Origin of the sequence: Francisella sp. SYW-9, from assembly GCF_008711465.1 — a bacterium.
GTDB lineage: Bacteria > Pseudomonadota > Gammaproteobacteria > Francisellales > Francisellaceae > Francisella.
Genome location: NZ_VXKQ01000007.1, coordinates 22,198 through 46,797, shown reverse-complemented (window position 1 = coordinate 46,797; position 24,600 = coordinate 22,198). Strand labels below are relative to the sequence as shown.

Genomic DNA, 24,600 nt, shown 5'->3' with positions numbered 1-24,600 from the left:
AATGGCTCCTGAATACTCTAGATTTTACAATATTCTTGGTTATAAGTTTAAAGATCAAACACTTTTATTAAGAGCTTTGACTCATCGTAGCAAAACAAAGAAAAATTATGAAAGGTTAGAATTCTTAGGTGATTCAATACTTGGCTTTGTGATAGCAGAAGAGCTATACCTTAAGTTTCCAGATATGGCAGAGGGTAAGCTGTCTCAAATAAGATCAAAGCTTGTTAAAGGAGCAACATTAGCTCAATTAGCTCTGCAATTTAAGATAGATGAATATGTTATCTTAGGTGCAAGTGAACAAGGTGGACAAAAAAGAGAAAAGATACTTGAAGATATCTTTGAAGCTATAATTGGAGCTATTTATCTAGATAGTGATTTTGCAACTGTTAAGAAAGTTGTGCTTAGTTGGTATAAAGATATAGTGGCAAATATCAATATAGATAGTGTTAAAATAAAAGATAACAAATCAAAGCTTCAAGAAATTCTCTTACAAAACTCTCTAAGTCTGCCTGAATATAGTATTGAGACTATAGAAGGTAAAGATCATGAGCAGGTTTTTACTGTTAAGGCGAGTTCAAGGGAGTTAAATATTGATGTGGTGGCTCAGGGGACATCACGTAGAAAGGCAGAGCAACAAGCTGCTGGGAAAATGATAGAAATATTAGCAAAGCAAGGCTTACATGAAAAAAAATAGATTAAATCTAAACGGTGTAATAGTAGTCGATAAATCTAAAGATATTAGTTCAAATAAAGTTCTTCAACAACTAAAATATTTATTTAATGCACAAAAAGCTGGTCATACAGGTACATTAGATCCTATGGCGACAGGAGTTTTACCTATATGTTTTGGTAGAGCAACTAAGATAGCTCAATATTTGCTTGATGCGGATAAAGAATATATTGCAACTATTAAGTTAGGTATTGAGACTGATAGTGGTGATGCTGAAGGTAAAGTGATCGCTGAAAATCATAGTATACCAACCTTAACAGAATCTTTGATTGATAATGTGTTAGGACAATTTCGTGGTGAAATCTCTCAAGTACCTCCAATGTATTCAGCCCTTAAATATAATGGCCAACCATTGTATAAACTTGCTAGAGAAGGTAAAAAAGTTGAGATAAAACCACGTAGTATAAAAATATATGAATTAGAACTGCTAAGTTTCTCTGAAACCACCATAAGAGTACGAGTTAAATGCTCTAAAGGAACCTATATCAGGAGTTTAGCTATAGATATTGGCAAACAATTAGGTTGTGGAGGTCATTTGATAGCTTTACAAAGAACACAAAGCGGTCCTTTTGATTTAGATCAAGCATTTACCCTTGAGCAACTAAAAGATTTAAACTTTGAAGAAAAAATTGCTAGTATAGCTAATATAGAGAGTGTGTTTGTTGATAAGCCGATATATTCTCTTGAAGAAAAAGAGAAGGATGATTTATATAAAAGAGGGCTCTTAGCAGATAAACCAAACTTAGATAAAACAGTTAGAATATATGATGATGGAAAGTTTGTTGCTATAGCTGAATTTGAGAAAGGTAAATTAATAAGTAAAAAATTTTTTGATCAGGATATATTAATAAGTGAGTAAATATAGCATACAAAATGATCCAAATAGGGATCTAGAAGCACAAAAATACGATAACCCAATACCAAGTAGAGAGGTTATATTAAATTATATAAAAGATACTAAACTACCTGTGAGTATCGAAAATATAGCAACAGCATTAGAAATTTTTAAGAAAAGTTTATTTGATGGGTTAGTTAATCGTCTTGGAGCGATGGTTAGAGATGAGCAGTTAGAGAAAGATAAGTCATACTATAGCCTGCCAGAGATGGTTCCTATTTATATAATTTCAAAAGTTACATCTGATAGAGATTCTCGTTTAGAATTATTTAGTAATACTTTAAATACTAAAGTTAGCATTTTATCACATCAATCAAAATTAGTAATGGTTGGTGATGAGGTTACAGCTAAAGTTTTAGGTGTTAATAAAAGAGGCAGAGTTGAGGCTGAAATAAAAACTATTGTTTCAAGAGCTCAAAAGACTGTCACTGGGTATTATTATAAGAGTTTTGATTGCCACTTTCTAAAACCAATAAGTAAAAATATAACTAATGATATTGTTCTTCTTCCGCCAAAAGAGAAGATTGAACATAACTCATTAATAGAAGCAGAAATAGTAGTTCAACCAAGTGTAAATAGTTGCGCGGTTGCTAAGTTTAAACAAGAAGTTGAAGCTGTATCGCCTGTCAAAGAGGCGATGATGATGGCTACGCAGAAGTATGATTTAGTTGAACAATGGAGCAAAAAGGCACTTAGATACCTAGATGATATCTCTGAAGCTGTATCTGTTGGTAGTAGAATTGATCTACGTGACAAGCATTTTGTAACTATAGATGGTGAAGATGCTAAGGATTTTGATGATGCAGTATATGCGCATAAGACTAAAAGTGGTAGCTGGAAGTTATATGTTGCAATTGCTGATGTATCTAACTATGTTGCAAAAGATTCAGCATTAGATTTAGATGCAAAACGTCGCTCAACTTCAGTTTATTTTCCCGGGTATGTTATACCTATGTTGCCTGAGAAACTCTCTAATGGGTTATGTTCACTAAGACCAGAAGAGGATAGATATTCACTGGTTTGTGAAATGAATATTAGTAAACAAGGTAAATTATCAAGGTATAATTTTTATTCAGCTGTTATTAACTCAAAAGCAAGACTTACTTATACAGAAGTTGCTAAGCTTTTAGATAAGAAACAGAACACTATCGTTGAAAAGACTCCTAAATTAGTACCTAATCTCTTTGATCTATATGAGTTATTTAAAGTATTGCATGGTGCTAGGGAAATAAGAGGTGCGATAGATTTTGATACTGTTGAAACACAGATTATATTAGACGAGCACAATCATATAGAATCAATTGTACCAAGACACCGAAATGATGCTCATAGGTTGATTGAAGAATGTATGCTTGTAGCAAATGTCGCAGCCGCTAAATTTATGATTAAGCATAAAAAGACTTCACCATTTAGAGTCCATAGCGAACCTAAAGAAGATCGTATGGAAACTTTAAAAAAATATCTATCAAGGCATGGTATACATTTAGCTTATGGTAAAGATGGTAAGGTTACGCCAAAAGCTTTATCTGAGATGCTTGAAAGTATAAAAGATCGTGCTGATTATGATGATATTCAAATGATGACTTTGCGAAGTATGAATCAAGCAGTATATAGTATAAACAATGATGGACACTTTGGTTTAGCATATAGTGAATATACTCACTTTACTTCACCAATTAGAAGGTATCCTGATTTGGTAGTGCATAGAATTATTAAATCAATCATTAATGAATACAAGCATGGTGGTGCAGACTATAAAGCTTCGGAGCTAGCTAATATCTGTGATAATGCCTCACAGCAAGAACGCAATGCTGATGGAGCTTCTAAGCAGGTGGAAAATTGGCTGAAATGTTACTTTATGCAAGATTACATTGGCCATATTTTGGAAGCTCAAATTAAACATGTCAATGGTTTAGGCCTTTTTGCTGAGCTAAAAGATATGTATATAGAAGGTCTAATACATGTCTCAGCTATTCCTGGGGATTATTATATCTATGATGAAACAAAAGATATACTTATAGGCAAAAGGACTCATAAGGTTTATAAAATCGGTCAAGATATAACAGTAAGAGTTGTTAGGGTTGACTTAGATAGGATACATATTGATTTTGAATTATATGATCCTCGTACTAGTAAGCCTTTTGATGCTAGCTCTACTAAGAGACCAGCTGCTAGAAAACCAAAGAAAGATAAAAAGGTTAAAAAGAAGAGAGCTAGACGTAGAAAAAAGAATAATTCTAGTAAAAAAGAAGTAAGCAAAGCTTAAGGGGCTTCATGTCCATTTGATATTTCTAAAATCTTAAACCAATCTTGAATATCTAAATCTATTTCCTGAGATTTTACAGTGTTTTCTAATCTTGAGATATTTTGGCTACCTATAATTACTTGAGGTTTAGTAGGATGCTTAAGTAGCCATGCCATAGCAATTTGATCAATGCTATTTACATTGTATTTAGCAACTAGAGTTTGCATAAATGCAACAAGCTCTTTTTCTTTAGCTGTTTCTGGATTAAAAATTTTTCCACCAGCTAAAGGCGACCATGCCATAGGACGAACCTTGTGTTGTTGTAGTTGATCTAGAGTACCATCATAAAAAGTATCTGTATGTAGTACTGATATCTCAACTTGGTTTGTTTTTAGCGGGATATAGCTATTTAATAAGTTAAATTGTGAAGGAGTAAAGTTTGAAACTCCAAATTCTTTTACTTTGCCTTCTTTACGCAGTGTTTCAAAAGTCTCAGCAATTGCTTCAGCATTCATAAGAGGGCTAGGTCTATGTACAAGCAATAAATCTAAATAATCAGTACGAAGATTTCTTAGAGAATTTTCAGCAGATTCTATAATGCTTGCAGGAGATAAATCATAGTGCTTAACTTTATTATTTGGTGTAAAATCACATTCAAATTTTATACCACACTTACTTACTATTTGCATCTTATCACGTAGGTGAGAGTGGTTCTGCAGAGCATCACCAAAAAGCTTTTCACATTTATATTCGCCATAAATATCAGCATGGTCCATTGTTGTGATACCTAAATCTAGAGCTTTTTCAACTAGTTCAATAGTTTGTTGTTGTGAAAGCTTAGCATCATCTAGGCGCCAAAAACCTAGAGCAAAATTGTGTCTTAACATAATTTTTCCTTAATTTTTTAGAAGTGGAAACATATTTGATTAAGAAAATCTTATAAAAAAAAATACTAATTTACAATAAAAAATCCTTCCTTAACAAATTACTAAGTGATAATTTAGATTAAATAGTTGTTTTATTTACATTAAAGGAAGTTTAATTATGGTATTTAAAAATGAGCATATACAAGAGCAAAGAACTACTAATGGCAAACCTTTTCCGTATGTCTTAAAGAATGATGGACAGGTAACTTCTAGCGAAGAGTTTTTAGGCTGGATAAAAGAAAATAAAGACTCACTAAAAGACTTGTTATTAAATCATGATGCCGTATTATTTAGAAACTTTCCGGTAGGTGAGCCACAGACTTTTGAAGAAATGCTAGATATAGCTGAGTTTCCTCGTATGGGATATGTAGGAGGTGCTGCACCACGTAATAAAATGACAAGTGGTAGAGTATTAACAGCTAATGAGTCGCCATCTAGTGAAAGTATACCATTTCATCATGAAATGGCACAGACTCCAAACCCGCCTAAAAATATTTTTTTCTATTGCCATATTGCTGCAGAAAAAGGCGGGGCTACACCAATCGTACAATCAAACCTACTTTATAAAAGTTTTATTGAAATAGATCCTGAGTATGCAAAGATGATAGAGAACAAAGGTGTTAGATATGTTCGTGTGATGCCTCCTGAGACAGATGCTAAATCAGCTATTGGAAGATCATGGAAAGAAACCTTTCAATGTGAGACTAAAGAAGAAGCTGAAAAAGTAATGAAAGAGCTTGGTACAGAATGGGAATGGTTAGAAAATGATAATTTAAAAACAATTACTGCAGTTTTACCAGCAGTTAGATTTGATGAGCAAACACAACAAAAGACATTTTTTAATTCAATGATAGCTGTTTATACAGGTTGGAATGATGCTAGAAACTCTGGTGAAAAGTCTGTAGTAACAGGAGATGGTGAATATTTAGATTCTAAAGTTATGCAAAGATTAGTAGAAGCAGCTGAAAAAGATGCGGTTGCATTTAAATGGCATAAAGGCGATGTGTTATGGATTAATAACAATACAGTTTTACATTCTCGCCAGCCTTATGAAGGTGAAAGAAAGATTTGTGCATCTATATCTCAATAAGTAAGAGTAAGTTTTATAACTTATATTTCTAATGAATAATTCTGGAGTACATGATTAATGAAATTGAAATTACGTAATTATTTTGCCTATGGTTTGGGTGATGTCTTCGGAGGAGGCGCTTTTACTCTTATAGGGACTTTCTTTTTAATATTTTTAACAAATAATGTTGGTTTATCTCCGTGGTTAGCGGGTCTTATATTTGGTTTAGGGCGTTTTTGGCTAGCGATCGTAGATCCTATTGTCGGGAATCTCTCAGATAGAATTCGCTCACGTTTTGGGCGTAGAAGAATATTTTTTCTGATTGGGTTTATTCCTATATTATTTACATTTATTCCTTTATGGATGACCCCTATGCATGTTAATGCAGATCATTCTAATGAATCTCATGTGTTTATATATTATTTGGTGATGTATTGTGTATTTGACTTTATATACTCAATACTTGATACACCTTATGCCTCTTTAGCTGCTGATATGAGTCATGACTATAAGGAGAGGGTATATTTATCAGCTTTTAGAATGGGATCATCTCAGTTTTCAGCGATATTATCTACAGCCATAGCGCCTTTGCTTTTAGTTAGTTTTTCATATAGTGCTAAAGCTTATGTGGTTATGGCTACTGTATTTGCAATACTTTATTCAAGTGTTTGGGTCATAGTATTTCTAGGTACAAGTGAGATTCCACCGAAAAATAACTATAAAGAGAAAAGCCTAAGATGGTTTATGGTGCCATTAAGTGGATTTATTAGCTTTTTCTCGGCGATTAAAAATAAAACATTCCGTTATCATTTGGGACTATATCTATTTGCATTTGCTGGTTTAGATATACTTATGAGCTTTTCTGCCTATTACATAAATGTTTATTTGAATAAACCTGAGCTTATGTCGTATGTTAGCTCAATGTGGATTGTTCAGTTAATAGTTTTGCCAGTGTATATATTTATTGCAAGTAGATATAGTAAGGCAACAGCTTATAGGATAGGAGCATGTATTTGGTTCTTGGCTGTAGTTGCATTAGTAAACTTAACTCCTGAGAATGCTTCTCCATTTACAGTAAGTCTTCATTTTGGCTTGATTGGTTTAGGTTTATCAGCATGTTATGTAATGCCGATGACGATGCTTAGCTTTGTTACAGAAGTTGATACTTTGATGAGTTGTAAGAGAAGAACTGGAATATATGCTGGTGCAATGTCATTTGCTAGAAAGTTTTCTCAAGGTGTGCTTATTTTACCAGGAATTGGACTTTTGTTGACAGTGATTGGATATAAGAAAAATGCATCGGTTCAATCAGTAGAGACTTTATTTTATTTACATTGGGTATTTATATTAGTTCCTTTAGTACTTATTGTAATAGGATTCTTATTTTCTTTAAAGTTTGCAGTTAACCGTAGAAATTTTCATTTGCTACAGATTGAAGTTAACCGTCTTGAATCAGGTGATACTACAGAATCAGGCTGCCACAATACAAGAGACTTATGTAGAAAGGTTACAGGTAAATCTTACAAGGCTTTGATAGATACCTGGAAAGAGTTTTACTCAAAGCATTCTTAATTTTTATAAATTAAAACTTATTATATGAACTTAGATAGTTTTTTTAGGCTGTTTGAAATTCCAAACAATTCTAAACTTTTTAAGTACACATAAAATTATATATGTTATATCTATCTGCCAGAACTTAAGATTATTTCTTATTGAATAGGCAAATTTGTGATGATTATTATGCCAACCTTCACCAAATGTTATTAGCGCAACTAACCAATTATTGCGACTATTGTCTGTAGTTTGGTAATCTCTAGATCCAAAAATATGGCAAATTGAATTTACACTAAAAGTGGTGTGATAAAGTAGTACTGTACTTAATATACCACCCCAAAATACAAAAGCAAGTCCAGAAGTTTCAAGAGTCGGATAGAAATAACTAATACAACTACCTAATATAAAAAGTCCAACTAAATATAATGCAAAAGATTCATGAGCATATTTATCAAGCCAGACTATTTCAGGGTACTTAACCCAGTCTTTGATAAATTTAGGGTCAACATCATCACTTCTTGCTTCAAAGACCCAGCCTACATGGGCTTGAAAAACACCATTTTTAGGAGAGTGCATGTCTGTTTCTTTATCTGAGTGGATATGATGATATCTATGGTGTCCTGACCACCAAAGAGGACCTTTTTGTGAAGCCCATGTACCTACTAAAGCTAATATAAACTGAAATACTCGTGATGTTTGAAAAGCCTTGTGAGAGAAATAGCGGTGATACCCAGCAGTAAGGGCAAATGTTCTTATACTAAAGGTTATAAGAAATACTAAAAGAGCCGTAATATTATAATTCACAAAAAATATTGCTAAGCATGCTAAGTGCATTGTGCTAAAAGCTATTATTGTGAATTTATTTGACTGTTGTTGCATAAGCTCTCCATGTTAGATCATTTTTTTTGCAATTTTGAAGTATAGTTTGTAAGGTAATGCTGCAATTAGTTTTAGAATTATAGTGAATTTTTTTGTAAAATGAACTTCAAATTTATTAGATTGTAAACCTTTGATAATACTATCTGCTGCTTGTTGTGGCTCAAGTAGAGCAGGCATTTTAAAATTATTCTTATCCGTTAGCTTAGTTTTTACAAAGCTAGGGTTAATTAAACGGATATCTAAATCAGGATTTTCTGCCTTTAAGCTTTCAACTAAATTGATAACACCAGCCTTACTTGCTGCATAAGGTTGTGATCTTGGTAACCCTATATAGCCTGCGACACTTGCTGTAATAGCTAACTGACATTTAGGATTGTTCTTTAGATACGGTAGTACAAATCTAATTAGATAAAATACGGCAGTAAGATTTGTCTGTATTGTCTTATCTAGATTTGAAATAGCAATATCACTAATCAAAGATGGCTCATAGAAAGCTGGTAGGTAAATTATAAAATCTGGATTATAGGATAGAGCAGGTTTAACAGCTTTCTCAAACTCTGAGAAGTTAGCGACATCAAAATTTATTATTTCAGCTTTATTTTTTAGCTGGTCAGCAATATCTTGAAGCTTTTCTTCAGAGCGAGAAGATATTATAAAGTTAGCTTGTATAGAGTCATCTAACTTTTGCAAAAGTGCTTTGCCTATGCCATCTGTAGCACCTATTATCCATATGGTTTTATTTGCAAATTTTTGCATACTACTCTCCAGTATTTTCTTTATGCATAAATAGTGTTAGTGATCCAACAGTTATACCAAATTTTTTGAAAGTATTTTTGTTTATTAATACTCCATCATGCATTAGATACATCCAGTCATCAAAACTGATTTTATATTTCTTATCACCAACTGGAATATTCATTTGATATTGCCAGTTCATAGCATTACCTTCGACATGAATTTTAGCTTTGCCAATAACATCTCCAGTTGTTCCCTCATAGTAGTTATCAGATATTTTTTTGATTTTCCAAATTCTATGATCTTTTTCACCGTTGTAATAAACCATATTTTCATCAAATGTACCAGTATCACCATCCCAGCTAGCAGTACCAGAGAAATCAAATTTCTTAATAACTTTACCTTTATAATCTTGAATAATTCCAGTACCGACTATTTTACCTTGTAGGTATTTTTGTAAGTCTAGCTTTGGACCTTCACCTTTGTAGCTAGAAATATCGGCAGAACATCCAAAAAGTCCTAATGCCATAATAATTACTCCTATTTTGTATATTAATCTCTTCATAATAATCCCCTTAGTTTCTTCGAAAGCTTAATGTTTGATGATCTATCACTTAGCCATATTTCAAAGAAATATTTAGATAGTTTTTTAGAAGGTATTTCACCAACTAATCCTGAGTCTGAGTATAGATAACCATTGCCATCTTTATTCATGTAGCCGTAGAGGTTAGAACCTTTTTTAACATTAGGAATTAGCCTATTAAATACTTTACTATATTCTCTAGAGTTATCATTAACGTCCATGGGATGCTGTTCATAGATTTGCTGTACTGTGTGTTTAGCAATAGTTTGTCCACTAATATTTCTTAGATAATGAATTTTTAGTAAAAAAGGTTTACTCCAGTTAAAAGTACCATTTTGGGTAAAAAGGGTCGCATCATATATACTAAAAAACCATTTTGTAAAATGTATCTTACCAACTTGATGAGACTCTTGTTTTTTTACCTGTGTTAAAGTCAAAGGTTTAGCAGTAGCTAGAAGTGGAAGACTGATAAATACTATTATTAGTAGTTTCCTAAGCATGGACTATCTCCAGTTGGGCAACATCAATACGACCATGTGTAAATGCTGCACTACATGAGTTTAGGTAAAAACGCCACATTCTTTGGAAGCGTTTATCAAAACCAAGTTTGATTAGATCTTGTTCCACATTGATAAAACTTTTATCCCATTCATCTAAAGTTTTAGCATAATCTTTACCAAAAAACTCTTTGTTGACACACTTAAGTCCTACTTTATCTAGTTCAAGATTTATTTGTTCTATAGATGGTAAGAATCCACCAGGAAATATAAAAGTTCTAATCATATCCGTACCTTTTGCATAGTCAGCAAAAAGTTTGTCATCAATAACTATACTTTGGATAATGATTTTACCATCTTGTTTTATTAGTGATTTAAGTTTTGAAAAGTATGTGCTCCAGTATTCTCTACCAACTGCTTCGATCATCTCAATAGATACTAGGTAGTCATATTGACCTTCTTGAATACGATAATCTTCGATAACTATCTCGACATTTTTACCAGTTAAGCGATCTTTAGCGTAGTCATGTTGCTCTTGAGATAAGGTGATACCTTTGACAGAAAAGTCGCCATTATTTAAAGCAGTCTCGGCAAAGCCACCCCAACCACAACCGATTTCAATAATTGAGCCATCTTTTTTATCAAATTTATCGATAATATTTTGATACTTATTTATTTGTGCTTGCTCTAGTGTTTCATCATTATTTTTATATAAAGCAGAAGAGTAGGTCATAGTTTTATCTAACCATAACATATAAAACTCATTACCTAGATCATAATGTGCATGGATGTTTTTTTTGCTTTGTTTGATGTTGTTGCGTTTAGTTAAGTAACCAAGTTTTTGGAGTATTTTGAAAAGTATATTTGGTTCCATATATTGTCCAAAAGCTTGCTCATTTTCTAAACCTAGTAAAATTAGTGATTTTAGATCTGAAGTTTCCCAGTAGCCATCACGATAGTCAGCTGCAAAACCAATATCAGCTTTTAGCTTTAAATTTACAACTGTACGCCAGTCTTTAAGTTTAAGATCTGCTGTTGGCCCTGGTTTAGCCCCTTGTGTAAATATTGTATCACCTTCGGGAGTGGTCAAATGTAGCTCACCATATTCTATTTTATTTAGTGATTCAAGGAGATTTTTCTTTACTAACTTTTCAAACATTTTGCAGATACCAGTTTTATAACTTATCTAAATATTACCAAAAAAATATTGTGGTAATATTGCTGCAAAATTAAATTTTGTTAATAAATGTTTTATCAAAAAAGGAATACGAATATTTACATATTACATGAAGTTTTAAGTGGTTTAGCAAGACTTACTTTAATATCTTTTTGCTCAGGATTTGGAATATATTTAATGCGTTTAAATACAATCTTTAGAGCCTGCCAATGGATCAAGTAGATAACTTTTAAAGTTAATAATGGAGATCTAAAAAACTCTTTGATTAGATTTGTACTAGTTAACGGTTTTGCTTGTGCTGTTATAGCTGTACCAAGTTGTAATTGGTTATCATCATAGTAGTTAATAATGATTTGGTTTTTAGCATTATTTTCTAGATTTAATGAGAAGTTGAACTTATAAGAACCTTTACGAGGGTAAAAGGGCGATACATGAAAATCTTTTTCTGCTTCAAACCAACATTTATTTGTAATCTCTTGACCAGATTTATGACAAATATAGCTATGAGTTTCTTTAAAGGTATTATTTACTTCAGCAATTACAGCTATAAGTTTATTTTGATTGTAACAAAGCCAAAAGCTTACGGGATTAAAAAGATAGCCAAGAATTCGTGGCATAGTCATAAGTTTAATATTGTCATACTCTAGGTTATTTTGCTCAAGTAAATTAGTAGCCCATCTTAGGCAGTTTGAGCCATCTCGATAGCCATGGTCTTTATCATAAAAGCTATAAAAATTTGGTTTATTTAAACTAAAAATTTTTGGTTTTTCGCTGTTTAGATTAAGCATGTCTAGAACTATATAGTAAGACCTATATCTAAAAGAGTTTTGTTTGGGGAGATGTCTTTTATGGTAGACTTTCGAGCTTAAAACAAAATCCTTTACCATGGAGTACCAATTCCTAATTTTGCTGCAACATTTACTGCACTAAGTATACCATCTTCATGGAAGCCATATCTTAAATATGCACCACAGAAGTAGGTATTATTTACACCTTGTATTTTATCAATTTGCTGTTGAGCTTGTATTGCTTTTTTGTCAAAAACTGGGTGCTCAAAAACATGTTCATTAATGATTTTCTTTTGATCTGGTTTTTGGTCTGGGTTTACGGTTACAAAGTAGTTTGTACTTGTATCCAATGGTTGTAGATTATTCATCCAATAGCTTAGAGATACAGCGTTACGTTCATCTTTTGTTTCAGCACTTAGATAATTCCAACTTGACCAAGCAGTTTTGCGTTTTGGCATAATAGTATAATCTGTATGTAATATAACTGTATTAGGTTGATATTTAATTGCAGAGATTAGCTCTTTCTCATTTTGATTTGGATCATCAAGTAGCTCTAGAACTTCATTCGAATGACAAGCAAATACAACTTTATCAAACTCATTAATATTACTTTGATTGTCTGTTATGGAGATTTTATTTGATCTTGAAACTACTCTTGCCATTGGCGCAAACTTCACATTAGCATTTTCTAGTTCTTTGATAATTTTATTAACATAAGCTTTACTACCGCCTTTTACAGTATACCATTGAACTGGCTTAGTAGTTGTGAGTAAACCATGATTACTAAAAAATCTAATAAAGCTAAGGGCGGGGAACTCATACATCTTCTCAAGAGGAGTGCTCCAAATACATGCACCCATAGCTAATAGATAATATTCTCTAAAACATTTCCCTACTTTAATTTCATCTAAATACTCTGCTAAGGTAATATTTTCATTTAGAGTTCCGTTATTTAGATGTCCATTAGATATCTTATTAAACTTGAGGATATCTTTTATCATTTTGTAGTAGCTTAGCTTTAGTAAATTTGATTTCTGAGCAAATAAGCTTTTAAAGCTACTTGATCCATATTCAAAAGTACCATTTTTAATAGATACTCCAAATGACATATTGCTTTCTGCAACAGGAATATCTAAATGCTTAAAAAGTCTAGATAGGTGATAATATGTATGGTAATTAAAAACTATAAATCCTGTATCTACAGAAACATTATTAACTTCTAAAGTACGAGCATGGCCACCAAAGTAGTTGTTTTTCTCATATAGTGTAACTTCATATTTGTCTTTTAGTAGATAACTTAGAGCTAGTCCTGATATCCCACTTCCTATTACAGCTATTTTTTCCATACTATTTTGATTATCTTATAGATGTGTTGTTAGTAATAGCTTAGTTTTAAAAGTTACAAAAACATAGTTAAAAATTGTTAATGTAATGGCAGAAGGATAGTTATCTTCAAACCATTTGGAATATTATTTTGAGCAGTGATATTACCATCATGGAGTTGAATTATTTTTTTTACTAATGATAAACCTAAGCCATTACCTGTATGAGTACGACTTTTTTCTTCACGGAAGAATCTATCAAAAATCTTATTAGCATTTTTATCATTTATACCAATACCTTGATCAATAATTTCAATTTTATATTTAGAGTTTTCAATTTTACTTATTATTTTAACTTTAGTATTTTGCTCAGAGTACTTGTAGCAGTTATCAAGAATATTTGTAATGCTTTGGAAAATTAGATTTTTATCAACATTTATATTTCTAGCTTCAATACTTATTTCTAAAAGTATGTTTTTTTGTTCAAACATTGGTTCATAAAGTTCAATAGCATCATTGATAATATTTTTAATATCTATACGTCTTTTCGATAAATTTTCACGCCCATGTTCTAAGCGATTTAGCCTGAGTAGACTGTTAAAAATATCTAGAAGTTTATTACACTCAGCTAGAGCCTCTAATGTATCTTCATTAGGATTAGATTGAGCTAGATTTTCTAACCTGTTTTTAAGCCTTGTTAATGGGGTTTTTAGATCATGTGCAATATTATTTGAGACGCTTTTTATATCAATAAGTAAATCCTCAATATTACCAAAAAGGATATTTAAAATATTTGCTAAGTTACTAAGGTCATCCCAATTAGTGTCAGACTTTATCCTTTGGCTAAAATCTTGGGTATTTACAATCGATGCTGCCGAACTTGCAATATGATTTATTTTTTTTACCACAAAGACACTTATAAGGTAACTAATAATTACAACACAAACAGCACCTGTTACTCCAATGGTTAATGGTATAATATGTTCAATAATTCTATCTCCTAATGATGACAGAATTATATAAATCCAAGATGCTATACTTAATCCAAGCAATATTGTAAAAAGCATAGCCATTTTAAAGCTTGAGCTGATTATGTACCTACGTTGAATAGTGTCATTTAGTTTATTCCTGGATGACATATCCAAAACCTCGAACTGTTTTTATTGGGTCATTTAGTCCATCTTCAGTGAGCTTAGTGCGTAGTCTAGAAATATGTACTTCTACGACATTTGTTTGTGGGTCAAAATCATAATCCCATACTTCTTTAAGAATCATAGACTTACTTATTACTTCATTCTTATGTTTTAGTAAAAGGTGTAAAACTTTATATTCTCGTTGCTGTAGAACTATAGGTTGACCATTTCTGTTGACTTCATGGGCAAGTTCATCTAGTTCAATGTCGCCACAGGTTAGCTTATGAGTTTTTGCCTGAGTAATTTGCTTAGTTCTATTGTAAAGAATATTAACTCTAATAAGCAATTCATCAATAGAAAAAGGCTTTGTAAGATAATCGTCACTACCAGATTTTAGGCCTTCAATTTTATTTTCAGTGCTATCTAGGGCACTTAGTATGATAATAGGTGTTTCAATATTTTGCTTACGTAGTATTTTAAGTAGTGATATACCATCAAGGTATGGCATCATCCAATCTATAATTATTATATCGTAGTTGTTTGTATTTATTAAAAATAAAGCCTCTTTACCATCGAAAGCAAGAGTAGTTTCTATATTGTTTTTTTCAAAATTTGTCTTGATAAATTGACCAATTTGCTTGTCATCATCTGCAACTAAAACTTTAAATTTATTACTCATGCTGTAAGATTGTTTTAAATATATTTAATTAATTATAACCAATTAATGGCGTAGTATCTTGAAAAAATAGCTATAGAATCTATTTAAATTATTAAATATTTTATGTATAAACTAGTACGTTGAAAAACTGGAGGTCAAAATGAAAAAAGTCTTAGTGACAATATTAGGTTTAATTATAGTTTCTAGTGTTTATGCTAAAAGCTACACAATGTATGCTAAATCAGATGAGAAAGCGCAAAAGTTAGGTCAGGTTGACGATCAAGATCCTAAGTTTCAAGCAATCTTTTTTAAAAAGGGTTGGGTGGAGATTGTAAATAATGAGAGTGGTCAAGTAGGTTGGGTTAAACAGAAGCCTAAATTTAAAACATCTGTGACAAGCCAGGATGATCCGGTTGCTAATATGCTAGCTGACTTCCAAAAGCAACAACAAATGTTAGACCAACATTTTAATAGTGTCGTATCTAATATTGATAATAATGTTGCTCAATTAGCAAATCAGTCAGGTTCAACCGTTGTAAAGGGTAAACCTAAAGTATTTAAAGAGTTCAGCTCAATTACTATCAATTCTAATGGTAAGACAGCAAAGGTTATTAAAAAAACACAAGATGGAAATGGCAATGTTAAAACTGTTGAAAAAGAAATTCCTGCAAATCAATTAGCAAATATAAATATTCAAAGTTGAATTTTAAAAAGATATTCCCTAGTTGATTTTAAAAAAATGACAAAATAAGTTATTATTAATGTTGGGTAAACCACAATAACTTTAAGGGGATAGTTATGTATGAAGAAGAGTTCTTATCAGAGAAATTACAGCACTTCACTCTTGTTGATATAGCATTAGTTAAGATTGTTTATTTATTGGTTGGTTTATTGATAGCAACTAATTATCTAGAGTTAACTTCGATTAGCTGGATATTCTATTTGTTGATGTTTTTGGTAGCAGCATTTCCAATAGTGATCCATTTATTCTCATTTGAAGGATCATATATTGAAAAAGCTAGAATGTACCTTAAAACAAATAAGCCATCGTATCAGGTGTTACTATTTTTTAGTATGTTCTTTTTTGCGTGTATGCTTACAGTTTTAATCCCTATATTAATACTGGTTCCATGGTATGTATATGTAATATTAATAGTAATCTTTGCTATTAAACCTATGCGTTCAAATATGTTTTGGTAAAAAATGAATAAATCTACTCATGCAGGTCAAAGGGTCTACACTAAGATTACTTTGAAATTGTATAATTTTGTTGTACTGTTTTTTAATAATACTTTTGTTTGGAAGTGTAAGACAGTAAAACTATTGAAACAATATAGTGAAAATGTTTCAGAAAATCATCTTGATATAGGTGTAGGCTCTGGGTATTATTTAAAAAAGCTAAGTTATAAGCTAAAAAAAGTAGCATTAATGGATCTAAACTTAGATTGTCTTGAATATGTTAAGAACTTTCTTCAAGGTAAAGATGTTTCGACATATCAGATTGATATTTTAGAAGATATTGATGAGAAGTTTGTGGCTAGTTTTGACTCTATCTCTTGTAATTACTTGATTCATTGTTTACCGGATAATGGTAATAAAGAAGTTGTTTTTAAAAATATTGCAAAAATGCTTAAACCTAATGGGGTAGCTTTTGGCTCAACTATAATTAATGAGTATGATTCAAAACTAGCTGTAAAAATTGCTAATAAGTTTAATTCAAAAGGAATTTTTGATAATGTCAATGATTCATATGAATCTATAGAAAAATATATAAGTAATAATTTTCAAAGATACTCTACCAAGAAGGTTGGCTCTGTTTGTTTATATGTAATGAGCCAACCAATAATAAAATAACTAAATAGATTCTAATCAAACTAATTAATTAAAGGCTTTTGGAGTTTTAGTCAAAAATATGGTTTTAAAAGTATTCTTTAATGCTATTAATTTAATAATACTCTAGTCTTATGAGTAAAAGGTAATAGGTATTAAATCAGCACTCTGTAGTCAAGCCTGAAAATGACATTCTACTTTTTATAATTTTAGTGATACATCATTAATTTTGAGTTCTAAATAATATTTTTTTGAAATGTACTTATTTGAATATTTTATAAACTATTTTGTATATTTATAAAAATCATAGTATTATTATTGTTGTTGTTGAAATTTAACAATAATAATAATTAAAAAAAAACAATTAAAAAATGAAGGTTGAATTTAGAGAATAGTTAAAAGGAGAAAAATCATGAGTATTTTAAAAAAACTAACAGCAGCAAGTTTAGCATCAGTATTAATATGTGGAGTATCTTTTGCAGATACTAGTAATCAAGCACCAGCTACAGCAAATAGTAATACAGCAGTAGCTCAAACAGCTAAAGTAAATGATGCTACTAGTGCAGCGCAAAAAGGAAATGTTAGAACATCTCGCGAGTTTATATCACCATTAAGAAAAAATAGATTAGAGCGCCGTGTAGATAGAAGAAAAGATATGTTTAGTTCAGATAAACAAGATACATCTACTAAAGCAGCAACTAATAAAGTAAGTCAATCATCTTAAATACATAAGTAGTAAAATAGCTTTTTATATCTAAAAAAGCTCTACATTAATATAATCCTTATTTCATTTAAAAATTTTTAAATATACAGAATCTTTATTGTTCATAATAAATAACATTACTAATAATTTTTGTTATAATCGCAGTATAAGTAATTTTTAATAAAATTATATGAAAAAAAATTTTTTAATAGCTATCGCCTGTGCAGGTACATTATTTACACTTAATTCATGTAGTACGAAAGTGGCATATGAGGATCCTGATAGTATAGATACAACATCAATAGATTTTAGCTCTACTGATTTGCAAGCAATTACTAAAAAGATGGCCGATAATATGCTTAACTCACGTGGGGTTAAGAAGATTACAGCGATGGATACACCTACTTTATTCTTTAGTAATATCCGTAATGAAACAAATGAGCATATTAATACAACAATGCTATCTAATACTGTGCAAACTCAAATTGTAAATTCTGGATTGTTCCAGGTTACAGATATGACTCAAATTAAAAATATCCGTGAACAATTAGGTTATCAAGCAAATAGTGGTATGGTTGATCAAAGTACTGCAACAAGAATTGGCCATAACATTGGGGCTAGATACATGGTGTATGGCAGTATCCAAGATATTAATAATGTAAGTGTTGATAAAGATAGAAGATCAAAATACTTCTTAGCTACTTTGAAAATGTTAGATTTAAAGACAAACTTAATTGTATGGCAAGGTGAAAAACAAATTCTTAAATCTCAAACTAGATCTATGTTTGGTTGGTAGTTTTTGAATAATAGGAGAAATTTATATGAAAAAGAAAATTATAGCTTCATTAATAGCTTCATCATTAATAGTTAGCCCTTTATTTGCTGAAGATTCTAATGCTCAAAAGACTAATGTGTCGAGTTCAGGATCATCACAAAAAGTTTCTTTAGCTAAAAATTCTCCAACGCAACAGCAATCAAAAGCTGATATGAGCACAGATATAACTACTCTAAATAATGGGATTTCTGCTAATTCAGCGCCATTTGTTGCAGAAAATGCTGATGTTGATAGTAGATCTGCTGAACAAATCCTAAGTGATATGATGGAAGGCTACATAGATCAAGATGATTTAAGAGATAAGTATGAGTATGTTGGCTCAGCTATTGGAGTAGCATCTGTAAATCAAACAAATTCAAACTATGTTGATAGTGCACAAATGGCTTTTGAAAAAGCTCTAATAAAAGCCCAAGCTGATTATATATCATTTATTTCTGCAAATACTAAAGTTGATAAGAGTTTTAGCGTTGATAGTACTCAAGGTACAGGGGCAAACGAGATAAATACTGATTCAGATAAACCTAAAGAGGGTACTCAAGCAGCTATTGATGCCAAGAAAAAAGCTCTTGAAGAAGCAAAATTAAATAAACAACTTAAAAAACAAGGTTTAGATCCAAATAGTTTCACATCAGTTTCAGAAAAGAAAAAAGCTCTTTTAAGTCAACAAATGACAATAAAAAGTTTAACAACAGGTTTTGGGAACTTATCTGGCTTACTCCCTATCAAGACTTTTGTTGTTGAGAAAAATGGTAACGCAGCAATTGGCGTGGTTGTTATTTACTCAGCGAAAATCAAAGGAATGTTCGAAGATATTAAACATGGTAACGAGCCAGTAATAGTTGGTAAGGGCGGTGAGTCACCATCAGCTTTATATAAAGATAAAACTGGTGAGGATATGATGGGAGATTATGGTATTAGAGTGGGCTTTGGTAAAGATAATAAGCCATATATTTTATCTTATGGTCAAGGCTCATATAATGGCCCTAATATTCAAGGTGTATCATCAGGTAATTATGGATATAAGCAAGCTGCTATTATGGCAAGGGCAAATCTTGTTACTTTGATAGCAGGACAAATGTCGACAAAAGAGGCATTAACAATGTCTGAAGATATTTCTAGCACATTAGCAAAAAATACTAAAACAGAGCAAACACGTAGAATAGATGCTACAGATATTGAGAAAACTTTATCGACTTACTATAAAACTAAAGCAAATCTAGATATTGTTGGTCTTAAAACAGTAAAAAAATGGCGTTACCAATTACCAAGTACAAAAAATACAGTTTATGGGATTGTTCTTAAGTGGGATCCTAAACAAGTAGCAACAGCTAATAAAATCAAAAACTTTAACTATGATGAATATCGTAAAAAACACGCAAAATCATCATCAGCTTCTAGCTCTTTAGATGGAAAAATCATTATTAGACAAAGTGATGATAATAAATATCTAAATCAGTTTTAAGGTTTTAAAATGAAAAAAACTCTAATTTCTTTCTTAGCATTATCTATTTTCTTATATTCATCAGTAGCTTTTGCAACAGTTGCTGCTTCAGGCAGTTCTGCTATGAGCTCAGGTAGTACTAATGTTGTTTCTGGTAGCTCTACTAAATATAAAGGAGTAGATGAGCGTAATAAATTAAATATGTTTAAGATAGCAATTTTGCCATTTGATGCTCATAACGCTAAGATTAGAGCTGCTAATATGGGAGTGAGACAATTACAAGATGGCTTAAATAATATTATAATTGCACAAATCACTCAGTCGCGTAAGTTTAGGGTTTCGAATCGTGATGCTAAAGATCAAGAAGCTTATGAGAGAGAAACTCAAAGAATAATGAACTCTGACACAGATAATGAGAAAAATAAGCTTAATAAGAAAATAGGAGCTGATTTTATACTTACTGGAGATATCTTAGGCTTAAGTATAACTAAAAAGCATACTACATATTATGGCCAGAAATTTACATCATATCATGTATCAGCAAGTATCGCATATAGGGTAGTAGAGTTAGCAACTATGGAAGTCAAATGGTCAAATGTTGTTACAATAAATGTTCCAGCAAATATTGCTAATCAATATGTTGAATCGAATAATGGTAATTACTTTGAGCTATTAAACTACCTTGGGAAGAGGTTTGGTAAAATTATATCTGACCAGGTTGTAGGTGCTATCTATCCTTTACAAGTGTTAAAAGTAGATGATGGAGAAGTATACTTTAATCAAGGTGGTAACAGGGTTATTAAAGGCAATGTTTATGAAGTTCGTCAAGAAGGAGGCGTTACAATAGACCCAGCTACAGGTCAACATATCGTATTAGATGGTAAAGTTTTAGCTAAAGTAAGAATTACAGATATAATGCCTAAATATTCTATAGGCGTCGTGATTGATGGTAGCTTAACAAAAATCTACAAAGGTTTACGTGCATATTTAACAAAATCAAATAATGAAGTTTAAACATTATCTAATAAGTTCTTTATGTTTAGCGGTATCTAGCTGTGCTACTTTTAGTGGTAGTCATCCTCATCAAATGGCTAAAGTAAAACAAAGTATTGATGAAAATCATCCTAGAATGATAGAAGCACGCTTTTTAGAAAACTTTAATAATAGTGGTATAAATGAATCTCTGGATTATTTAGAAACTGGTAGGTTTGAGCAGCTACTAAAAAATGATCGTATATCTTTATATAAATACTCAAAAGCTACAGATTATGTTTCTAAATCAGAATTTGAAGCAAAGATTAGAGTTAGGAATATTTTAAAAGATGCTCAAGCAACATTAACAAGTGATAGAGAACTATATTATTATATACCTGATTATGAGGTAACTTTTTTATATGCTTATCAGGCTCTTAACTATTTGATGAAGCATGATCTTGAAAATGCTGCAGTAAGTATTAGAAACCTTTCATATGCACAATATGCAACTTTTGAATCAAAAAGCTTATCAAATAATGCTAATTTAAGTAACTATAATCATGTTAATTCTAATAAAGTCTACTCGGATTTATCAAGCTCAAAACAATATAGGCAACTATATAATATTGCTAATAAAGTTAGCAATTCTTACGAAAATGGTTTTGGCTATTATTTGGCGGCTATTATCTATCAATCATATGATACAAATTTAAACAATGCTAATCTTTCAATGAGAAATGCATTGCGTATTATTCCTGATAATCCCTATGTTCAAAAAGATTATGCACAGATACATAAAGCATTTGATCAAGGAGGATCTGTTTATAAAAAAGGGCAAGGTAAACTTGTTGTAATATATGAAAATGGCTGGGTTGAACCAATCCAGAAGTTTGATCTACCAATTATTATATTTGTCCAATATGCAGGCGTACAAAAGATTTCATTACCATATTATGCACCTTATAGTTTAGGAAGACCTGCTAATGTAGTTGTGTATAAAAATGATAAAGAAATTACACAGGGTCAGACTGCTTTATTGGTTGATACAACAGCTATGGCAGCAAAATCATTATCTGATAGGTATGCTATGATTGTTACTCGTGAAATATTACGATTGATAGCAAAGACAACAATGTCTGTTGCTGCTATAAAAGCATCAGGTGATTATGGAGCTTTAGCAGCTATAGGAACTTCGATATATAACTTAGCTACTACTCAAGCAGATCAAAGAAGTTGGAACCTTTTACCAAGAAGTGTTGATCTATACTCAACAGATCTAGATCAAGGCCTATATACTATAAAGATTGGCAATAAAACACAAAAGGTTTCAGTTAAACCTCAAAGAGTTACTTTAGTTTGGGTTGTTAAAGAGCAAAAGTTTGAGAAAGTTTTATTTAATGGAGTATTATAAGTCTGGTTAAATTTTTTATTAAAACTATAAAAACTTCTAATAAATAGTGCTATTTTTTAACTTTACCTTTAAATTATCTTAGAAGTATAATAAAGTTAAACATTATTTCTTTATTCGGAATAAGAAAGTTATAAGCTTAACCTTTATCTGAAGCTGAATTTGCGAAGAGGTTTGTTGTGTCTTTTGATCAAATACAATAGTCTAGTGCTTTGCAAATTAAACTTTCTAAAACTTAAACAAATATAAAAGTAAAAAAATATTTTTGGAGAAAAGTATGAGAATTTTATCAGTCCAAGATATGGCTAAAATAGTAGAAAAACATGGGTTTAACAATTTCATAAAAGACCTTGTAGATTATACAAAAGAAGATTTTGTCAGATGGAATGAGTTTGATAAATCTCCTAGGTATGCTGCTCATGTACCAGGTGGTGTATTAGAGCTTATGCCAACAGCGGATAATAAGCTTTTTACTTACAAGTGTGTTAATGGACATCCAGCAAACCCTTTTGATGGCAAGCAGACTGTTGTAGCAACTGGTCAGCTAAATGAAATTAAATATGGCTATCCTTTGTTAATATCTGAAATGACTGTTCTTACTGCTTTAAGAACAGCTGCGGCTACTGTTTTGGCAACTGATTATCTTGCTCGTAAAGATAGTAAAACTATGGCATTGATCGGAACAGGAGCACAAAGTGAGTTCCAAACATTAGCCCATAAGTTAATACGACCTATAGATACAGTTAAATACTATGATACAGATCCTGAAGCTATGAAAAAATATGCTAATAATATGAAAGATGTAGATCTTAAGTTTGTAGCATGTGATAGTGCTAAAGAGGCTTGCCAAGATGCTGACATTATAGTCGTTTGTACTGCTTGTAAACTTCATGCTGTTGTTATTGAAAATGACTGGGTTAAAGAAGGTGTGCATATTAGTGGTCTAGGTGGCGATTGTCCTGGTAAGACAGAACTAGATATGAGTATTCTCTTTAGAGGTAAAGTAGTAGTTGAATATAAAGAACAATCAATGATTGAAGGTGAAATACAAAACTTATCTCCTCAAGAGGTTGAAAAAGTTTTACATGCAGAAGTCTGGGAAATCTTAACAGGTAAGAAGAAGGGGCGTGAGAATGATGATGAGATTACTATTTATGATTCTGTTGGTTTTGCCGTAGAAGATTTCTCAGCTTTACGCCTAACTTTAGATTTAGCTGAAAGGTATGATATTGGTAGTCAAATGGATATGGTCCCACCGATAAAAGATCCAAAAAATTTATTTTCGGCATTATAAGTTTAGGTTTTAAAAGGAGATTTTAATGAAAAAAGTAGAAGCTATTGGTATTGGAATTGGTAATGCTGGTAGAGAAATAGGGTGCGGTAGAGCTCCTTATACTCTTCTAAATGAGCTTAAAGATAGAAGAATAGATGCTCAGATTTATAATTATATTGGTGGTAGAGCAGAAGTAGAGACGATGAGTAAATATTTTAGCAAGATTGCTAAAAAAGTATCAGAAACTCTTAATGAAGGTAAATTCCCTTTAGCTCTTGGTGGTGATCATTCATGTGCGATAGCTACATGGAGTGGTGTTTATGATTACTTAAAAGATCAAAAGAAGGATTTAGGTCTAATCTGGATAGATGCTCATATGGATAGTCATAGACCAGATACTTCTGATACGGGAAATATTCATGGTATGCCTGTAGCTCATCTTTTGGGTTATGGTTATGAAGAGCTAAAAAGTATTCTTAATAAAAATCCTAAATTAAAGCCTGAGAATATTGTATTTTTTGGGATTCGTTCGTATGAGCAACCTGAAAGAGAACTTTTAGAAAAATTAGGTGTTAAGGTTTATTATCAATCAGATTTAACTGATAGAAATTTTGAAGATTTATTTTTACAAGAATTTGAACGTCTAGAGAGAGCAACAGAAGGTAATGTTGGTATTAGTTTTGATTTAGATGGATTAGATCCAACTAATCTTGATGCTGTAGGTACGCCTGTTGAGAATGGTATAGATCCACAAGTATTTTATAAGACTATCGAAAAAATAAATTTCCATAGTTTAGTATGTTTTGAGGTTGCTGAATATAATCCTTTAATTGACAAAACTAAAGTATCTCTAAACTATATGACAAAACTACTAAGGTTGGTAGAAAGTAGCATAAAAAATCTTCCACAAAAATAGTTTATATACAAAACTTCTGTTAATATTA

At 31.4% G+C, this 24,600-nt stretch carries 25 protein-coding genes; 15 read left to right on the top strand and 10 right to left on the bottom strand.

Features of this window, described 5'->3' with window-relative positions:
• Position 1 precedes the first annotated feature (1 nt).
• The 3 genes from rnc to rnr are packed head-to-tail and all read left to right on the top strand — an operon-like array spanning position 2 to position 3,891.
• Positions 2-694 carry a ribonuclease III gene (gene rnc, locus F3D62_RS02165; protein WP_150466618.1) on the top strand — a complete coding sequence of 231 codons (693 nt, stop codon included), beginning with the start codon at positions 2-4 and terminating at the stop codon, positions 692-694.
• The gene (gene truB, locus F3D62_RS02160) at positions 681-1,589 is read left to right on the top strand and encodes a tRNA pseudouridine(55) synthase TruB (RefSeq protein ID WP_150466617.1); all 909 of its coding nucleotides are present in this window, start codon (positions 681-683) and stop codon (positions 1,587-1,589) included. The genes rnc and truB overlap by 14 nt, the downstream gene beginning before the upstream one ends.
• Positions 1,582-3,891: a ribonuclease R gene (rnr, locus tag F3D62_RS02155; RefSeq protein ID WP_150466616.1), complete on the top strand. Its 2,310-nt coding sequence runs from the start codon at positions 1,582-1,584 to the stop codon at positions 3,889-3,891. Before truB ends, rnr begins: the two co-directional genes overlap by 8 nt.
• Here rnr and F3D62_RS02150 read toward each other — a convergent pair.
• Positions 3,888-4,757, bottom strand: a complete 870-nt coding sequence (locus tag F3D62_RS02150) for an aldo/keto reductase family oxidoreductase (protein ID WP_150466615.1) — start codon at positions 4,755-4,757, stop codon at positions 3,888-3,890. The genes rnr and F3D62_RS02150 overlap by 4 nt on opposite strands.
• Positions 4,758-4,914: 157 nt before the next feature.
• Here F3D62_RS02150 and F3D62_RS02145 point away from each other — a divergent pair, with 157 nt between their 5' ends.
• Both F3D62_RS02145 and F3D62_RS02140 read left to right on the top strand, forming a co-directional pair.
• Entirely contained in the window at positions 4,915-5,886 is a 972-nt protein-coding gene (locus tag F3D62_RS02145) for a TauD/TfdA family dioxygenase (RefSeq protein ID WP_150466614.1), read from the top strand.
• 57 nt (positions 5,887-5,943) lie between these two features.
• Positions 5,944-7,437, top strand: a complete 1,494-nt coding sequence (locus F3D62_RS02140; protein ID WP_150466613.1) for an MFS transporter — start codon at positions 5,944-5,946, stop codon at positions 7,435-7,437.
• A gap of 30 nt (positions 7,438-7,467) precedes the next feature.
• On the opposite strand, the gene F3D62_RS02135 is transcribed toward F3D62_RS02140, so the two are convergent.
• The 9 genes from F3D62_RS02135 to F3D62_RS02095 all read right to left on the bottom strand — a co-directional run bounded on the left by F3D62_RS02135 (position 7,468) and on the right by F3D62_RS02095 (position 15,212).
• Positions 7,468-8,298 (bottom strand): acyl-CoA desaturase, encoded by an 831-nt coding sequence (locus tag F3D62_RS02135; RefSeq protein WP_150466612.1) that lies wholly within the window; start codon positions 8,296-8,298, stop codon positions 7,468-7,470.
• 12 nt (positions 8,299-8,310) lie between these two features.
• Complete coding sequence (locus tag F3D62_RS02130; protein WP_150466611.1) at positions 8,311-9,054, bottom strand: SDR family NAD(P)-dependent oxidoreductase; 744 nt, start codon at positions 9,052-9,054, stop codon at positions 8,311-8,313.
• Between the two features lies 1 nt (position 9,055).
• Positions 9,056-9,598 (bottom strand): DUF3833 domain-containing protein, encoded by a 543-nt coding sequence (locus F3D62_RS02125; protein ID WP_150466610.1) that lies wholly within the window; start codon positions 9,596-9,598, stop codon positions 9,056-9,058.
• Positions 9,595-10,116, bottom strand: coding sequence for a chalcone isomerase family protein (locus tag F3D62_RS02120; RefSeq protein WP_150466609.1), 522 nt, complete (start codon positions 10,114-10,116; stop codon positions 9,595-9,597). The genes F3D62_RS02125 and F3D62_RS02120 overlap by 4 nt, the downstream gene beginning before the upstream one ends.
• Positions 10,109-11,272: an SAM-dependent methyltransferase gene (locus F3D62_RS02115; protein WP_150466608.1), complete on the bottom strand. Its 1,164-nt coding sequence runs from the start codon at positions 11,270-11,272 to the stop codon at positions 10,109-10,111. The genes F3D62_RS02120 and F3D62_RS02115 overlap by 8 nt, the downstream gene beginning before the upstream one ends.
• A gap of 116 nt (positions 11,273-11,388) precedes the next feature.
• Positions 11,389-12,177 (bottom strand): DUF1365 domain-containing protein, encoded by a 789-nt coding sequence (locus F3D62_RS02110; RefSeq protein WP_150466607.1) that lies wholly within the window; start codon positions 12,175-12,177, stop codon positions 11,389-11,391.
• Entirely contained in the window at positions 12,171-13,424 is a 1,254-nt protein-coding gene (locus tag F3D62_RS02105; RefSeq protein ID WP_150466606.1) for an NAD(P)/FAD-dependent oxidoreductase, read from the bottom strand. The genes F3D62_RS02110 and F3D62_RS02105 overlap by 7 nt, the downstream gene beginning before the upstream one ends.
• A gap of 77 nt (positions 13,425-13,501) precedes the next feature.
• A complete protein-coding gene (locus F3D62_RS02100; protein ID WP_150466605.1) occupies positions 13,502-14,539 on the bottom strand; it encodes a sensor histidine kinase in 1,038 nt (345 codons plus the stop codon).
• Positions 14,523-15,212, bottom strand: coding sequence for a response regulator transcription factor (locus tag F3D62_RS02095; RefSeq protein ID WP_150466604.1), 690 nt, complete (start codon positions 15,210-15,212; stop codon positions 14,523-14,525). The genes F3D62_RS02100 and F3D62_RS02095 overlap by 17 nt, the downstream gene beginning before the upstream one ends.
• 139 nt (positions 15,213-15,351) lie before the next feature.
• On the opposite strand from F3D62_RS02095, the gene F3D62_RS02090 reads away from it, so the two are divergent.
• The 10 genes from F3D62_RS02090 (at position 15,352) to F3D62_RS02045 (ending at position 24,572) form a co-directional block, all read left to right on the top strand.
• Positions 15,352-15,894: a hypothetical protein gene (locus F3D62_RS02090; protein ID WP_150466603.1), complete on the top strand. Its 543-nt coding sequence runs from the start codon at positions 15,352-15,354 to the stop codon at positions 15,892-15,894.
• Between the two features lie 95 nt (positions 15,895-15,989).
• Complete coding sequence (locus tag F3D62_RS02085) at positions 15,990-16,391, top strand: hypothetical protein (protein WP_150466602.1); 402 nt, start codon at positions 15,990-15,992, stop codon at positions 16,389-16,391.
• Between the two features lie 3 nt (positions 16,392-16,394).
• Positions 16,395-17,045, top strand: coding sequence for a methyltransferase domain-containing protein (locus F3D62_RS02080; RefSeq protein WP_150466601.1), 651 nt, complete (start codon positions 16,395-16,397; stop codon positions 17,043-17,045).
• Positions 17,046-17,433: 388 nt separating this feature from the next.
• Positions 17,434-17,745 (top strand): hypothetical protein, encoded by a 312-nt coding sequence (locus tag F3D62_RS02075; protein ID WP_150466600.1) that lies wholly within the window; start codon positions 17,434-17,436, stop codon positions 17,743-17,745.
• 169 nt (positions 17,746-17,914) lie between these two features.
• A complete protein-coding gene (gene lpoB, locus F3D62_RS02070; RefSeq protein ID WP_150466599.1) occupies positions 17,915-18,520 on the top strand; it encodes a penicillin-binding protein activator LpoB in 606 nt (201 codons plus the stop codon).
• Between the two features lie 25 nt (positions 18,521-18,545).
• The gene (locus tag F3D62_RS02065; protein WP_150466598.1) at positions 18,546-20,021 is read left to right on the top strand and encodes a DUF6844 domain-containing protein; all 1,476 of its coding nucleotides are present in this window, start codon (positions 18,546-18,548) and stop codon (positions 20,019-20,021) included.
• A gap of 9 nt (positions 20,022-20,030) precedes the next feature.
• Positions 20,031-21,014, top strand: a complete 984-nt coding sequence (locus tag F3D62_RS02060; RefSeq protein WP_150466597.1) for a CsgG/HfaB family protein — start codon at positions 20,031-20,033, stop codon at positions 21,012-21,014.
• A complete protein-coding gene (locus F3D62_RS02055; RefSeq protein WP_150466596.1) occupies positions 21,004-22,386 on the top strand; it encodes a COG3014 family protein in 1,383 nt (460 codons plus the stop codon). Before F3D62_RS02060 ends, F3D62_RS02055 begins: the two co-directional genes overlap by 11 nt.
• Before the next feature lie 274 nt (positions 22,387-22,660).
• Complete coding sequence (locus F3D62_RS02050) at positions 22,661-23,677, top strand: ornithine cyclodeaminase (RefSeq protein ID WP_150466595.1); 1,017 nt, start codon at positions 22,661-22,663, stop codon at positions 23,675-23,677.
• A 25-nt stretch (positions 23,678-23,702) separates the two neighbouring features.
• Positions 23,703-24,572, top strand: coding sequence for an arginase (locus F3D62_RS02045; RefSeq protein WP_150466594.1), 870 nt, complete (start codon positions 23,703-23,705; stop codon positions 24,570-24,572).
• The last annotated feature ends 28 nt before the right edge of the window (positions 24,573-24,600 follow it).

What these genes read in the sequence shown, in the direction of transcription:
- F3D62_RS02050 (WP_150466595.1), top strand. Translation starts at nt 22,661, where the DNA reads ATGAGAATTTTATCAGTCCAAGATATGGCTAAAATAGTAGAAAAACAT.
- F3D62_RS02120 (WP_150466609.1), bottom strand. Translation starts at nt 10,116, where the DNA reads ATGCTTAGGAAACTACTAATAATAGTATTTATCAGTCTTCCACTTCTA.
- F3D62_RS02100 (WP_150466605.1), bottom strand. Translation starts at nt 14,539, where the DNA reads ATGTCATCCAGGAATAAACTAAATGACACTATTCAACGTAGGTACATA.
- truB (WP_150466617.1), top strand. Translation starts at nt 681, where the DNA reads ATGAAAAAAAATAGATTAAATCTAAACGGTGTAATAGTAGTCGATAAA.
- F3D62_RS02105 (WP_150466606.1), bottom strand. Translation starts at nt 13,424, where the DNA reads ATGGAAAAAATAGCTGTAATAGGAAGTGGGATATCAGGACTAGCTCTA.
- F3D62_RS02045 (WP_150466594.1), top strand. Translation starts at nt 23,703, where the DNA reads ATGAAAAAAGTAGAAGCTATTGGTATTGGAATTGGTAATGCTGGTAGA.
- F3D62_RS02065 (WP_150466598.1), top strand. Translation starts at nt 18,546, where the DNA reads ATGAAAAAGAAAATTATAGCTTCATTAATAGCTTCATCATTAATAGTT.
- F3D62_RS02140 (WP_150466613.1), top strand. Translation starts at nt 5,944, where the DNA reads ATGAAATTGAAATTACGTAATTATTTTGCCTATGGTTTGGGTGATGTC.
- F3D62_RS02125 (WP_150466610.1), bottom strand. Translation starts at nt 9,598, where the DNA reads ATGAAGAGATTAATATACAAAATAGGAGTAATTATTATGGCATTAGGA.
- F3D62_RS02095 (WP_150466604.1), bottom strand. Translation starts at nt 15,212, where the DNA reads ATGAGTAATAAATTTAAAGTTTTAGTTGCAGATGATGACAAGCAAATT.
- F3D62_RS02135 (WP_150466612.1), bottom strand. Translation starts at nt 8,298, where the DNA reads ATGCAACAACAGTCAAATAAATTCACAATAATAGCTTTTAGCACAATG.
- lpoB (WP_150466599.1), top strand. Translation starts at nt 17,915, where the DNA reads ATGAAAAAAAATTTTTTAATAGCTATCGCCTGTGCAGGTACATTATTT.
- F3D62_RS02075 (WP_150466600.1), top strand. Translation starts at nt 17,434, where the DNA reads ATGAGTATTTTAAAAAAACTAACAGCAGCAAGTTTAGCATCAGTATTA.
- F3D62_RS02110 (WP_150466607.1), bottom strand. Translation starts at nt 12,177, where the DNA reads ATGGTAAAGGATTTTGTTTTAAGCTCGAAAGTCTACCATAAAAGACAT.
- F3D62_RS02145 (WP_150466614.1), top strand. Translation starts at nt 4,915, where the DNA reads ATGGTATTTAAAAATGAGCATATACAAGAGCAAAGAACTACTAATGGC.
- F3D62_RS02085 (WP_150466602.1), top strand. Translation starts at nt 15,990, where the DNA reads ATGTATGAAGAAGAGTTCTTATCAGAGAAATTACAGCACTTCACTCTT.
- F3D62_RS02150 (WP_150466615.1), bottom strand. Translation starts at nt 4,757, where the DNA reads ATGTTAAGACACAATTTTGCTCTAGGTTTTTGGCGCCTAGATGATGCT.
- rnc (WP_150466618.1), top strand. Translation starts at nt 2, where the DNA reads ATGGCTCCTGAATACTCTAGATTTTACAATATTCTTGGTTATAAGTTT.
- F3D62_RS02090 (WP_150466603.1), top strand. Translation starts at nt 15,352, where the DNA reads ATGAAAAAAGTCTTAGTGACAATATTAGGTTTAATTATAGTTTCTAGT.
- F3D62_RS02060 (WP_150466597.1), top strand. Translation starts at nt 20,031, where the DNA reads ATGAAAAAAACTCTAATTTCTTTCTTAGCATTATCTATTTTCTTATAT.
- F3D62_RS02130 (WP_150466611.1), bottom strand. Translation starts at nt 9,054, where the DNA reads ATGCAAAAATTTGCAAATAAAACCATATGGATAATAGGTGCTACAGAT.
- F3D62_RS02055 (WP_150466596.1), top strand. Translation starts at nt 21,004, where the DNA reads ATGAAGTTTAAACATTATCTAATAAGTTCTTTATGTTTAGCGGTATCT.
- F3D62_RS02115 (WP_150466608.1), bottom strand. Translation starts at nt 11,272, where the DNA reads ATGTTTGAAAAGTTAGTAAAGAAAAATCTCCTTGAATCACTAAATAAA.
- F3D62_RS02080 (WP_150466601.1), top strand. Translation starts at nt 16,395, where the DNA reads ATGAATAAATCTACTCATGCAGGTCAAAGGGTCTACACTAAGATTACT.